Source organism: Arthrobacter sp. YN (assembly GCF_002224285.1).
Taxonomy (GTDB): Bacteria; Actinomycetota; Actinomycetes; order Actinomycetales; family Micrococcaceae; genus Arthrobacter.
The window spans coordinates 3635613-3648659 of sequence record NZ_CP022436.1; the positions used below are offsets into that span (position 1 = coordinate 3635613).

Annotated in this window: 13 protein-coding genes and 1 pseudogene; 3 read left to right on the forward strand and 11 right to left on the reverse strand. The window is 62.7% G+C overall.

Annotated features, from left to right (window positions below):
* Positions 1–63: 63 nt before the first annotated feature.
* From CGK93_RS16645 to CGK93_RS16670, 6 genes and pseudogenes are all read right to left on the reverse strand, one after another.
* Positions 64–1074 (reverse strand): DNA-directed RNA polymerase subunit alpha, encoded by a 1011-nt coding sequence (locus CGK93_RS16645; protein ID WP_011775567.1) that lies wholly within the window; start codon positions 1072–1074, stop codon positions 64–66.
* 149 nt (positions 1075–1223) lie between these two features.
* The gene (rpsK, locus tag CGK93_RS16650; RefSeq protein ID WP_014922380.1) at positions 1224–1625 is read right to left on the reverse strand and encodes a 30S ribosomal protein S11; all 402 of its coding nucleotides are present in this window, start codon (positions 1623–1625) and stop codon (positions 1224–1226) included.
* 51 nt (positions 1626–1676) lie between these two features.
* Positions 1677–2054, reverse strand: a complete 378-nt coding sequence (gene rpsM / locus CGK93_RS16655; RefSeq protein WP_011775569.1) for a 30S ribosomal protein S13 — start codon at positions 2052–2054, stop codon at positions 1677–1679.
* Between the two features lie 196 nt (positions 2055–2250).
* A complete protein-coding gene (gene rpmJ, locus CGK93_RS16660; protein ID WP_011775570.1) occupies positions 2251–2364 on the reverse strand; it encodes a 50S ribosomal protein L36 in 114 nt (37 codons plus the stop codon).
* Positions 2365–2436: 72 nt separating this feature from the next.
* Entirely contained in the window at positions 2437–2658 is a 222-nt protein-coding gene (infA, locus tag CGK93_RS16665) for a translation initiation factor IF-1 (RefSeq protein WP_011775571.1), read from the reverse strand.
* A 194-nt stretch (positions 2659–2852) separates the two neighbouring features.
* Positions 2853–3802 (reverse strand): annotated as a pseudogene (locus CGK93_RS16670) (P1 family peptidase).
* Between the two features lie 322 nt (positions 3803–4124).
* Between CGK93_RS16670 and CGK93_RS16675 the strand changes: the two are divergent.
* The 3 genes from CGK93_RS16675 to CGK93_RS16685 all read left to right on the forward strand — a co-directional run bounded on the left by CGK93_RS16675 (position 4125) and on the right by CGK93_RS16685 (position 7449).
* Positions 4125–5111: a carbohydrate ABC transporter permease gene (locus CGK93_RS16675; RefSeq protein WP_198318247.1), complete on the forward strand. Its 987-nt coding sequence runs from the start codon at positions 4125–4127 to the stop codon at positions 5109–5111.
* On the forward strand, positions 5108–6040 hold the full coding sequence (locus tag CGK93_RS16680; RefSeq protein ID WP_089595785.1) for a carbohydrate ABC transporter permease: 933 nt from the start codon (positions 5108–5110) through the stop codon (positions 6038–6040). The genes CGK93_RS16675 and CGK93_RS16680 overlap by 4 nt, the downstream gene beginning before the upstream one ends.
* Before the next feature lie 62 nt (positions 6041–6102).
* Positions 6103–7449, forward strand: a complete 1347-nt coding sequence (locus tag CGK93_RS16685) for an ABC transporter substrate-binding protein (RefSeq protein ID WP_089595786.1) — start codon at positions 6103–6105, stop codon at positions 7447–7449.
* A 97-nt stretch (positions 7450–7546) separates the two neighbouring features.
* Here the strand turns inward: CGK93_RS16685 and map are convergent, their stop codons facing one another.
* From map to CGK93_RS16710, 5 genes are read right to left on the reverse strand one after another with little or no spacing between them, the layout of a single operon-like run.
* Complete coding sequence (gene map, locus CGK93_RS16690) at positions 7547–8374, reverse strand: type I methionyl aminopeptidase (RefSeq protein WP_089595787.1); 828 nt, start codon at positions 8372–8374, stop codon at positions 7547–7549.
* Between the two features lie 33 nt (positions 8375–8407).
* The gene (locus tag CGK93_RS16695; RefSeq protein WP_089595788.1) at positions 8408–9319 is read right to left on the reverse strand and encodes an NAD-dependent epimerase/dehydratase family protein; all 912 of its coding nucleotides are present in this window, start codon (positions 9317–9319) and stop codon (positions 8408–8410) included.
* A complete protein-coding gene (locus tag CGK93_RS16700; RefSeq protein ID WP_089595789.1) occupies positions 9316–11067 on the reverse strand; it encodes a class I adenylate-forming enzyme family protein in 1752 nt (583 codons plus the stop codon). Before CGK93_RS16700 ends, CGK93_RS16695 begins: the two co-directional genes overlap by 4 nt.
* Positions 11060–12241, reverse strand: a complete 1182-nt coding sequence (locus CGK93_RS16705; RefSeq protein ID WP_089595790.1) for a cytochrome P450 — start codon at positions 12239–12241, stop codon at positions 11060–11062. Before CGK93_RS16705 ends, CGK93_RS16700 begins: the two co-directional genes overlap by 8 nt.
* Positions 12241–13044: a glycosyltransferase gene (locus CGK93_RS16710; protein WP_089597538.1), complete on the reverse strand. Its 804-nt coding sequence runs from the start codon at positions 13042–13044 to the stop codon at positions 12241–12243. The genes CGK93_RS16705 and CGK93_RS16710 overlap by 1 nt, the downstream gene beginning before the upstream one ends.
* Between the last annotated feature and the right edge of the window lie 3 nt (positions 13045–13047).

Genomic DNA, 13047 nt, shown 5'->3' on the forward strand with positions numbered 1-13047 from the left:
TATTTCTCCTGTTATGTAAGCCGTTCAGGTCCACTGCTGGACCCGGCGGCCAAGATCTGCTGTTTAGAGCTCGTCGTCGCTGAACGCGGCGTCGTCCTCTTCGATGGCTGCGGCGCGGGCTGCGAGATCGAAACCGGGAGGGGAGTCCTTGAGGGACAGACCCAGTTCGACGAGCTTTGCCTTGACCTCGTCAATGGACTTCGCACCGAAGTTACGAATGTCCATCAGGTCAGCCTCGGAGCGGGCAACGAGTTCACCCACGGTGTGGATGCCCTCACGCTTGAGGCAGTTGTAGGAACGGACGGTGAGGTCCAGATCCTCGATCGGCAGAGCCATGTCAGCTGCCAGGGCAGCGTCCGTCGGCGACGGGCCAATCTCGATACCTTCAGCTGCGGTGTTCAGCTCACGAGCCAGACCGAACAGTTCCACCAAGGTGGTGCCTGCGGAAGCGACAGCATCGCGCGGAGCGATTGCCTGCTTGGTCTCGACGTCGACAATGAGCTTGTCGAAGTCGGTGCGCTGCTCAACACGGGTAGCTTCCACGCGGAAAGTTACCTTCATGACCGGCGAGTAGATCGAGTCAACCGGAATACGGCCAATCTCGGAGTCGCCGGACTTGTTCTGAGCTGCCGAAACGTAGCCACGGCCGCGCTCGATGGTCAGTTCGAGTTCGAACTTGCCCTTCGAGTTCAGCGTGGCAATGTGCAGATCCGGGTTGTGGAATTCGACGCCGGCCGGCGGAGCGATGTCCGCGGCGGTGACGACTCCGGGGCCCTGCTTGCGCAGGTACGCAACAACCGGCTCATCGTGCTCGGAGGAAACCGAAAGGTTCTTGATGTTCAGGATGATCTCGGTGACATCTTCCTTGACACCCGGAACCGTGGTGAACTCGTGCAGCACGCCATCGATCCGGATGCTGGTTACAGCGGCACCGGGGATGGAGGAGAGCAGGGTACGGCGGAGGGAGTTTCCGAGGGTGTAGCCGAAGCCCGGCTCCAGCGGTTCAATGATGAAACGGGAGCGGTTCTCGGATACAACTTCTTCAGACAGGGTGGGGCGCTGTGCAATGAGCACTTAGGTTTCCTTTCGGCGAGCATCCGCTATATGACGCAACACAGGTGGTGGAAATCGGCTTCGGTTTCCAGCCTGACCAGCCGGGCCATGCTTGTGGAGGGTCGAAACTCTCCACAGCAGGCCCGGCCAGTCAGGCAGGGAAGACCTAATTAGACGCGGCGGCGCTTCGGCGGGCGGCAACCGTTGTGGGCGCTGGGGGTGACGTCCTGGATGGAGCCAACCTCGAGGCCAGCGGCCTGAAGCGAACGGATTGCGGTTTCGCGTCCGGATCCCGGGCCCTTGACGAATACGTCAACCTTGCGCAGACCATGCTCCTGAGCGCGCTTTGCAGCGGCTTCAGCAGCCATCTGGGCGGCGAAGGGAGTGGACTTACGGGAGCCCTTGAAGCCAACCTCACCGGCGGAAGCCCATGAGATGACAGCACCGTTCGGGTCCGTGATGGACACGATGGTGTTGTTAAAGGTGCTCTTGATGTGCGCCTGGCCAAGCGCAATATTCTTCTTATCCTTGCGACGCGGCTTACGAACCGCTCCACGAGTCTTCGGGGGCATTGTTTCTCCTACAGAAAGTTATCGGGGGAAAACCGGATCAATCCCGAGGGATTAACGTCCGGCCTTCTTCTTGCCGGCGACGGTGCGCTTCGGGCCCTTACGGGTACGAGCGTTGGTCTTCGTACGCTGTCCGCGTACGGGCAGGCCCTTGCGGTGGCGCAGGCCTTCGTAGCTGCCGATCTCTACCTTGCGGCGGATGTCAGCGGCTACCTCGCGGCGAAGGTCACCCTCAACCTTGTAGTTGCCTTCAATGTAGTCACGCAGCTGAACCAGTTCGGCGTCAGTCAGGTCCTTGACGCGAACGTCGGCGCTGATGCCAGTGGCAGCCAGGGTTTCGTGTGCACGGGTCTTGCCCACGCCGTAGATGTAAGTAAGCGCAATTTCCAACCGCTTTTCGCGGGGAATGTCTACGCCAGCGAGACGAGCCATAGTGGCGGTACTCCTTGAATAAACCGGAGGTCGTAGGCAGTACACCCACACGTTCGGTGTGGCCCCAGCCTCCGACCGGGGGTTCGCTGACCAGGCTCTGTAATGCAGTCCTGGCACAGCTTGTGCTGCCTTTATTTACTTGCGTGGGCTAGCAACCCAGGTTTGCCCTTGCGGGCGCTGATTCCCGAAAGGGGAATTAGCCCTGGCGCTGCTTGTGGCGCGGGTTCTCGCAGATCACCATGACCCGGCCGTTACGGCGGATCACTTTGCACTTGTCGCAGATCTGCTTGACGCTCGGCTTGACCTTCATGGCGTTCCTTTGCGTGATTTGCAGTTGATCTGCTGGAGCGGCTTGGGCACTATTGCCTGGCCGCCCAGCAATTTACTTGTAGCGGTAGACGATACGACCACGTGTGAGGTCGTATGGGCTCAGCTCAACCACTACCCGGTCCTCGGGGAGGATTCGAATGTAGTGCTGTCGCATCTTCCCAGAGATGTGTGCGAGAACGACGTGCTTGTTGGTGAGCTCAACGCGAAACATCGCATTGGGCAGCGCCTCAGTCACAACGCCCTCGATCTCAATGACCCCGTCCTTCTTGGCCATATCCTCCGCTAACTGTTGTTTGCCGCCGTCCTTCAGTTAGGCACCGAAGATCCAGCGGACGTTTTTTGTTTGCTTGGCTCTCTTGAACCACGACACTAAAAAGGGCGTGGCTGCACAGACAACCAACAAATAACTCTACGCCAATCAGGCCGGAAAGTTAAATCCGCCCATGGTAGCGCAAGGGTCCCCCGCCGTCACTCCCCTGCGGGCCTGAAAGCCGGGAATTCACCTGCCGTCGTCGAGACACTTTCCGCAGCCCGGACGCCGTCGAGTATCGCGAGCCGAACGGCTTCCGCCGCGGCACTTTGGAGCGTTATCAGGGACACTTGCCGCGCCTGTTCAGTACTGCGATCAAGCACGACGGCGCCAGTCGCCAAAGCGAACACGGTATCGCCGTCCGCAAGGGTGTGGGACGGATCCAAAGCCCGGGCCAACCCGGCATGCCCGGCGCTGGCGGTCCGCTTGCATTCGGCCACATCAAGGGCGGCGTTCGTAGCGACCACCACCAGCGTCGTGTTGAGCCCCTGGGGCGGAACGACCGAGCCTGCAGAGGGTTGCGGCCCTGTCGCGGTGAACACCGGCGAACCCAGCGCATTCACCACGGCAATCGCCCCCACAACCACCCCGCCGTCGAGAGTGATGGACGACGTCCCGATGCCACCTTTGTATTGCCCCGCGCTATGAGCGCACCAGTCCCCGCACCCACGTTTCCACGTTCGACGGCGGCATGGTCACCTGAGGCGAACGCTGCAGCGGCTGCCTGGTAGCCCATGCCGGCGTCGGGTCGCGCTTTCACGTCACCGCCCCGCCCGAGGTCGAAGATTGCGGCCGCGGGCACAATCGGCACCACGGTCCCGGGAACAGCGAAGCCCCTCCCCTGTTCCTCGCACCACTGTTGGGCACCACCTGCCGATGCCAAACCAAAGGCGCTGCCCCCGGTCAGCACCACGGCATCCACAGTGGATACCAGCGTGGTGGGGTCCAGCGCGTCGGTCTCATGAGTCCCGGGACCCCCACCGCGCACGTCCACAGACCCCACGGTCCCCACGGGAGGAAGAACGACAGTCACCCCGGACAGCCACCCCTCCCCCACCCTCTGCACATGCCCAACCCGTATGCCCGGAACATCGGTGATCGAATTCATGGCTCCATTCTCCACCTTGGCACCCAACCAAATTGCGGTCGGGCTGGACCCCGGCAGCGCGCGTCTAAGGGAGGCACGACCGAGCGCGCAGAGGGGTTCAGCCCGACCGCAGGGCGGGGCGCAGGGTCGAAGTGGGAGCCCGGCCTCGAATACGAACAAGCGAGTAACGCCGAGTAAACGGGTTGGGAAGTGTCAGACAACTATCGCTACGGACCGCGAATTCGGCCCATTCAGCCGCTGTGCATGTGGTGAGCTAGGCCTGTCTTCGCCGCCCCGTTCCGGGAGCTGGCGCCCCACGTTCGCCCGAAAACGTTAGTGACCCATGACTACCCGACAGATTCACAGCAGCACCGCGCCTGCAGGCAGGCCGGACTCCCCGCCGCCGGTTCCGCCAGTCGATGCCGCCCAGCACCCTCCGGTGAGAAGGCGCTGGTCTGGCCGCAGCCGTAAGGACTTCCTGGTTTTCCTTGCCATGGCTTTGCCGAACCTGGTGTTGATCGGCACGTTCACGTATTGGCCCCTGATCAACAACATCTATTACTCCACGTTGGATTGGACGTTGGGTTCGGCGTCGGCCACGGTGGTGGGGCTGCAGAACTATGTCACCTTCTTCACCAGCGAGGATGCGTCCAAGGTCCTGGGGACCACGGCAATCTTCACGCTGGTGACGGTGGGTGGCTCGATGGTTCTCGGGTTGCTGGTTGCCCTGGCCTTGAACTCGAAGGTCCGTGGAACCACGTTTGCGAGGTCCGCGGTGTTTGCCCCTTACGTGCTGTCCGGGGTGGGCGTTGGCTTGGTGTGGCTGTTCATCTTCGATCCCGGCTACGGCGTGCTGGCGTGGATTCTTCGGGGAATGGGGCAGCAGAGCCCCCAGTGGATCAACGATCCCCAGTTGTCGTTGGTGATGGTCATCATCGTGTACGTGTGGAAGAACCTGGGCTATTGCGCCGTGGTGTACCTCGCCGGATTGCAGTCCCTTCCCCGCGACGTGATGGAAGCTGCCGCGCTGGATGGGGCCAACAGCGTGCGGAGGTTCTTCAACATCTCCATGCCGCTTCTTTCTCCCACCACGTTCTTCCTGCTGATCACCACCATGCTCAGTTCCTTGCAGGCCTTCGACCTCATCCGCATCATGACTCCGCTGGGCAATGGCACCAGCACGTTGATCTATGAGGCGTATCTGCAGGCGTTCGGCGCCTACAACCGGGCCGGCTATTCCGCCGCGATCTCGGTGATCCTCTTCGTCATCCTGCTGATCATCACGGTCCTCCAACTGCGGTTCGTTGAGCGAAAGGTCCACTACTCATGAGCGCACCGTTACCAGCCGCCGTCGTGCCTTCCCCGCAGGACGCACGGCAGGACGACCGACGGGAGTCGCAGCAATCTGTGCGGCCGCGTCCCTTCTCCAGCGCCAACCTGCTCCAGACTGTGGCAACCGGGTACGTCCCGTTGATCATTGCCACACTGGTGGTGTTCCTGCCCCTGCTGTGGATGCTGTTGAGCTCCTTCAAGCAGCCGGGCGAGATAGTCACCATGGATTTGAAGATTCTGCCGGAGTCCCTGAACCTGGAAAATTACGCCACGGCGATGACCACCGTCCCGTTTGCGCAGTTCTTCGCCAACAGCCTGATCGTGACCGTGATCGGTTCATCCATCAAGGTCATCCTGGCCATCCTGACCGCCTACGCCTTGGTATTCGTGCGATTCCCGTTCAAGAACGTGATCTTCGTGCTGATCCTGGTGGCCCTCATGGTCCCGGCCCAAGTGTCCATCCTGCCCAACTACATCCTCATTGCAGGCATGGGCGGAAAGAACACGTTGTGGGGCATCATCCTCCCCGGCCTTGGCACGGCATTCGGCACGTTCCTGCTGCGCCAGCACTTCCTGACGCTGCCGCCGTCCATCCTGGAGGCCGCGGAAATCGATGGGGCCGGCCACTGGCGGCGGCTCTGGCAGATCATCGTGCCGGTCTCGGTACCGTCCATCGCCACTGTGGCGTTGGTGACCGTGGTCAGTGAATGGAACGACTACATCTGGCCGCTCATCATCACCGACCGCCCCGAAACCATGACGCTGCCTGTGGGCCTGACGTTGCTGCAGAACTCAGAAGGCAATGGGGCAGGCTGGGGAATCCTCATGGCCGGCGCCGTGCTGGTGATCGTCCCCATCCTGCTGGTGTTCGCGGCACTCCAGCGCTACATCGTGGCCGGCCTGACCCAAGGAAGCGTCACCGGCTGATTTTCTCCCTCCGCACCATTCGCATCGAAATACCCCTAGTGAAGTTATTGAGAGGAAGCACCATGCGTACCAACCTTGACCGCCGACATTTCCTGGGCCTGGCCGGACTAGGCGCCGGAGCAGCGGCACTGGCCGCCTGTGGCGGACCTTCGACGGCGGGCACGGCAGACGCCGTCGAGACCGCAGCGATCGATTTCAGCGGCGTGAAGCCGGCTGCCTCCATCGACTTCTGGACCAACCACCCAGGCAAGTCGCAGGACGTGGAGAAGGCGATCATTGAGAAGTTCCACGCCAAGTTCCCTGACATCAAAGTCAACCTCGTCACGGCCGGGGCCAACTATGAAGAGATCGCCCAGAAGTTCCAGACCTCGCAGGCAGCCAAGACGGGCCTCCCGGCGCTGGTTGTCCTCTCCGATGTGTGGTGGTTCCGCTACTACTCCAATGGCAGCATCATCCCCATTGATGGACTGGTGAAGCAGCTGGACATCAAGATCGACGACTTCCAGAAGTCGCTGGTGGACGACTACAAGTACGACGACAAACAATGGGCGCTCCCCTACGGCCGGTCCACGCCGCTGTTCTACTACAACAAGGACCATTTCAAGGCTGCGGGCCTCCCTGATCGCGCACCGGCCACGTGGCAGGAATTCGCGGAGTGGGCTCCGAAGCTCAAGGCCACGTCCGGCGCGCAGTACGCCTACATCTACCCGGCCCTTGCCGGCTACGCGGGCTGGACCTTGCAGAACAACCTGTGGGGTTGGGGCGGCAGCTGGTCCAAAGACTGGGACATCACGTGCGATTCCACCGAGTCAGTCGCTGCGTTGCAGTGGGCGCAGGATTCCATATACAAGGACGGCTGGGCGGGGGTCTCGTCCAAGGAAGCCGCAGATGACTTCGCCGCGGGCATCACCTCGTCCACCATTTCCTCCACCGGTTCCTTGCTGGGCGTCCTGAAGGCAGCCAAGTTCAACGTTGGCGTCGGTTTCCTACCGGGCGGTCCAGAAGTGCCCAGCGGAGTCTGCCCCACCGGCGGTGCGGGTCTCGGCATCCCAAGCGGCATCACCAAGGAAGAACAGCTTGCTGCGGCCACGTTCCTGAAGTTCATGACCGAACCGGAGAACACCGCCGCTTTCTCCGCTGCCACCGGGTACATGCCCACGCGTCTCTCGGCCGACATGTCCGCTGTTCTCGCCGCCACACCGCAGATCAAGACCGCCATGGACCAGCTCGCCGTGACCAAGGTCCAGGACAACGCACGCGTGTTCCTGCCGGGCGCGGACCAGGAGATGGCCAAGGCCGCTGCAAAGATCCTCACGCAGCAGGGTGACGTCCAGGCAACCATGACCGAGCTGAAGAAGACGCTCGAGGGCATCTACACCAAGGATGTGAAGCCGAAGCTGAAGGCCTGACTCTTCCTTCAGGCGTGAAGAGAGCCGGGCTGCTTCAGCAGCCCGGCTCTTGTGCTTCGGGGTGTACGGCCCGGGTCTTACGGGATCGGTACGGGTCTTACGGGATTGGTACAGGCACGACGCCGAGCGGCGCCAACTGCTCGGCGCCTCCATCCGGGGCGGACAGGACCCAGATGCCCTTTTCGTGGACGGCGACAGAATGCTCCCACTGGCAGGAACGCTTGCCGTCGGTGGTGACAACGGTCCAGTCGTCGTCGAGGGTGGCGGTTTCGATACCACCGCGCACCAGCATGGGTTCGATGGCCAGGCACAGGCCGGGGCGGATCTTCGGTCCGCGGTGGCCGGTCCGGTAGTTCAGCACATCCGGAGCCATGTGCATTTCGGAACCAATGCCGTGCCCTACGTAATCTTCCAGGATGCCCAATGGCTTGCCATGGACGGAGGACACATAGTCATCAATCGCGTTGCCGATGTCACCGACGAACTTTCCGTTGGCAAGGGCGGCGATGCCGCGCCACATGGCAGCCTCAGTGACGTCGGAGAGCCGCTGGTCTTCGGGATCGGCGGCACCCACGATGACCGTCCTCGCAGAGTCTGAATGCCAGCCGTCCACGATGCAGCCGCCGTCGATGGAAATGATGTCACCATCGTTGAGGACTTTGGTCCCGGGGATGCCATGGACCACCTCCTCGTTGACGGAGGTGCAAATTGTGGCCGGGAAGCCGTGATAGCCAAGGAAGTTGGACTTGGCTCCTGCATCGTTGAGGACTGCGGCAAAAACATCGTCCAGGTCTTTGGTGGTGACGCCCGGCTTGGCCGCCGCAACTGCAGCGTCAAGTGCACGGCTCAGGACAAGCCCGGCCTCCTGCATCTTGCGCATCTGCTCGTTGGTCTTGTATTCAATGCGGGGCTGACCGAACGCCATGTTCTCCTCTGGAAAGTTTGCTGATGGAGCCGATCAGGCTCCGTGCTTGAACCATTTTCCCGCATCCGAGACTGTGGTCGAAATTGGCTCGATTCCCAGCTCTCGTCGGAGGCGTTCCAAACGGTAGGTTCGCTCCCGCCCGAGTTGGTTGACCGCGTAGCGTGTGAGCCGTGGCTTCCGGCCGCTCGCCCGGGAAGCCGCCTCTGAAATGCCCGCCAAAGCCATGGCCGCCGGCTCGGGAAGGTACCTGATGTCCACGCCGCGGAGTCCAGAGGCGTCCAGAACCTGGCGCAGCACTCCACCCAATTCAACAGGCTCCGCGTCCCCCACGTTGACGGCGCCCCGGATTTCCGAGCGGCAGGAGGCCAAGACGGCTTGTGCCAGATTGTCCACGTGCGTCAATTGATGTTTCACCTGGGCATGTCCGACACTCAGCAAATGGCCTCGGCGGATGTTGCTGATCAGACGTGGCAGCAGCGTCCGGTCCCCCGGCCCGTAGACACCGTGCGGGCGCAGTGCCACGGCATTGCCATGGCGACGCGCTTCGACGTCGGCGAGCGCCTTGCTGTGTCCGTAGGCATTCAGGTGGCGCGTGGCTACCTCGTCCTCAGCCCGGTTGACGCATGCTTCCCACCACGGGTAGACGCTGGAACTGGAGATGTGGACCAGGCGGGTTCCGGCGAAGGCCTCGGCTACGGCACGGGTGCCCAGGACGTTGGCCCGGTGGAAGAGGGCAGGAGCACCCCAATCGGCAACGTGTGCTGCGGCGTGCACCACCGCGTCAACGGCGGGAAGCCGCGCTGGGGGCAGCCCGGTCAGATCCCAGTAATTCAGGCCGGCTCCGTGCTGCCTCGCGAAGCGGACCACCTCCCATCCCTGGGCCTCCGCGGCGCTGGCTACGGCTCCCCCGATGAATCCAGTGGCGCCGGTGACTGCGATCCTCACCGCGCTGCCGCTGCGTCGGCCTGTGCCTGTGCCGCCGCCTGGGTGCGTGAAGCGAACCCCTGGCGCAATGCTGCGCGGTCGGGTTTCCGGTGCCGGCCACTGGACGGGATGGACTCCAGGACTTCAATGTGGTCCGGGAGCGCGGATTCGTCGATGAGCCTGGGGAGCTCACGGGCAAGCCGCGACTTCATCAGGGCTGCACTTTCGCCGGCCGCAGTGACGACGGCCAGCCACACTGCCTCGTCTCCAACGGCATCCGGAACGCCTACCATCACTGCTTGCCGGACCCCGGGGATCCCGGCTATGACGGGCTCGTAAAGTGCCGGGTAGATGTTGGTCTTGCCTCGGATGATCATGTCCTTCTTACGCCCGATCATCACCAGCCTCGGCGCCCCGTCGCTGCCGTGGTCCAGCCGGACCAGGTCCCCCGTGGCGTGCTCCACCATAGGGTCTTCGCCTAAGTAGCCGTTGCACACGTTGGGACCCCGGACCAACAGTTCGTGGTCTTCAGCCACCCGGATTCCGACGGCGGGCAGCGGCTCCCCCAGGAAGTCACCTTCGCCTGTACCGTCGGGAGCCGTTACTTCAGCCTCCGCACCTGACGCGAACGCCAATTTCTCGTGTCCGTCGGCAATGGCGATCGGAAGCGCTTCCGTCATGCCGTAGATCAGTTTGAACTCGACGCCCGGAAGCAGACGCATGGCCCGTTTCAGAAATGGAGCCAGAATCGGCGCCGCCCCAAGCATGACTGTCCTCAGCGAAGCCGGCAGCCTGACCGTTCCTTCTTCGATTGAGTCCAGGATGGGCGCCAACTGTGACGGCACCAGGAAAAGGTGGGTGGCGCCGTCGTACGCTGTCTTTTTGCCGGCCACGGGCCCCAGTTCGCCCGCAAGCCGGAGAGGATCGATGTGCGCGGAGAATCCGTACGCCGGCATGGTCCAGTGCGCACCGGCAATGAGGGCGGGCAGGCCCATCATGAGTTGCTCCGAGTGGACCCTGTCGCCTTCCCTGAAGGTGCAGCGCGTGGTGAGTTGTTCAAAGCCGGCGGCGAGTGATCCCCTGGTGTGCACCACGCCTTTGGGAGCACCGGTAGTCCCCGACGTGAAGATGATGACGGCTTCTTGCGAGGATGCATTAGCCGGGTCGCCGGCATTGTGGCCATCCCACGTTGCCATCCGCGTGGTCGCCAGGGCCTTCACCGGCGACGCGCCCCGTGGCACACCAGGCAGCCAGGGTCCTGCGTAGTAGTGGCGGACCTGCATGGCGCCATAGTCCGGGAGAAGCAGCCCCCGCCTCCGTGCGAGAGGACGGAGCGGGCTCTTGGTGCTCAATGCATACAGGAGCGACTCCGAGGCTGCCCATTGCGGCGACGCGAGCCCTGCACGATCCCGAAAAAGGGAAGGACCGATTCCCGGGTCCATAAACACCACCGAGCCACCCGCCCGAACAGCACCCAAGGCCAGGACAAACGCCGCCGGGCTGGGCCGCACGGAGAACAACATCCGCTCTCCGAGGCCGAATCCATCCCTCTGGAGGCCGAACGCCGTCGCCTCAATCCCGTCCACGAGCTCACGGTAGGTGATGGTCTGACCGGGATTCACTGGCTCCGCACCACGCCCGCCCCTGATGCGGCGTGCTTTGCCTGGGGCGGTGATGGCCGGGTGTTCCGGGAACCGTTCCGCTGCCGCATACACGGCGGCGATCAGGTCGGCAGTGCCCACGGACTGCTCAACTGTCTCCTCAGACATTCGCCAGCTCCAAACTCTTGTATCCCGGAATGAGAACACCTCTGCTGACACGGCGGCTCGAGATGGTCCAGGGTTGATGAAGATACCGGTCCAGCAGTACGTCCAAGGCTGCATTGATCTCGGCCATGGCCAACGGCATGCCGATACAGAAGTGTGCTCCCGCACCAAACCACAGCTGGCGCGCTTGCGGGGGCATGGCCTCTGCCGGGTCAAAGCCGCGGAGGCTCTTAGCTGCATGGACGGTGGATAGCAGTATCCTGTCGCCCGCCCGGACCTCCGTCCCGCCAATGACCCCGGGTGCCACTGCATCCCGGATCATCATGGGCGATGGCACCGTGAAGCGAAGGGCCTCATTGACCGTGGCAGGAACGGCTGAGCGATCGCTGGCCAGGTCCTCAATCCGTCCACTGTCCGAAAGGAGCGCCACCAACCGCGGAAGGAAAGAGACCAAGGTTTCGGTGCCCACCATGACGAAAGCACTGATGATGCCCATCGCTTCTTCCTCGGTCATTCCGAGTTCCCGGAGCCTCCCGGGGAATGTCCCTGGGTCACTCTCCCGGTAGGCCACCCGGGCCGGTCCTGCCAGGATTCCGACGGCGGAACGCCCCTTCGCGATTTGCCGCGCCGTCAAGGAGGGACGCCCCAAGCGGACAAGCGAGGAGATGGAAGATCCCAGGTTGAAGAGTTCCTTGTTGGGAAGTCTGCCCGGCGCATCGTCGGGCACTCCCAGCAACCGGGAGATCACTCCCCCGGCCAGGTCCTTGACGCATTCCACCACGTCCACCGAACGACCCGCGTCCAGTTCCTTGGTGATTCGTGACTCGAAGGCGGATGCGGCTGGCTCCACTATCACGGCTACCGATCGCGGCGTGAACAGATCACCCAGGCGCTGCCGTAATTTCTTGTGGTCTTCGCCATCCATGTTCACCAAGGCTTTGGGACCCACTACGGGAGTCCAGAGCGCGCCCGAACCCGAGGGACCATTCTTGACAAATCTCTGCTGGTCCATGAGCACCTCACGAACCAGTCCGGCTTCGCTGACCAGCACCCCCAGCCCTGGCAGCTTGACCACCGGACGGAGGCTCCCCACGCCGCGAATCATGGGATAGAGCAGCGGGTGGGCACCCAGGTGGATGCGTCGTTCCCATCGCTCAGCTGTCGCCGCGTCCGTCATCACCGAATATCCACGTGCTCAGGACGGTATCGGTGGTCTGCGTACCACGCCAGAGTGTTCTTCAAGCCCCAGGCTTTGACGCGCCGTGAGGAACCGAACACCACAACATCGCGCCGCAGGGCGTAGTTACGCGTCAGCTTTCTGACTTGGTTGGACAGGGCCCTGTCCTCATGGAGGTCTTCGATGCTGGAACGGGGGAATCCGCCGGAGCGGTGATACATATCTGCGGTGATGGCCATGTTGCAGCCCGGGAGCATTTGGTACGGGCCCAGGTATCCCTCGCCCTTATTGCCGGGACGAATACGGCCGAAGAATGAGGCCACCTCCACCGCGAGCAGCATCATCCGCCGTTCGCCGGCGCTGATTCCCTCATCAAGCCTTGGATTAAGCTGGCCAGCGATCAGTTCCAGCCCGTCCTCGAATGCAGCCATGATCCTGGCAGTCCAGTCCGGGGCTGCGAGGCAATCGGAATCGGTGCGGGCCAACCATACTGCGCCGTGCTCCACACCGAAGCGCATGCCCGTGTCCGCCGCCGCCCCGGTACCCTTCTGCCCTTCGATCAGCAGCCGGATGTCCATTCCGGGATGTTCCGCGGCGAACTCAGCCACGATGCCACAGCTGTTGTCAGTGGAGCCGTTGTCCACCACAACGACCGTGAAGTCCTTGTGCTCTTGGGCCGCCAAGGACACCAGTGTCTGACGTACCAGTTTCTCCTCGTTCAGCATCGGAACGGCGATACTCAACGGCCTGGTGGGAGCGCTGCTCGCCAGCCCTGGGCTTGCAGGCTCCGGCCGTGGGTTCATGGC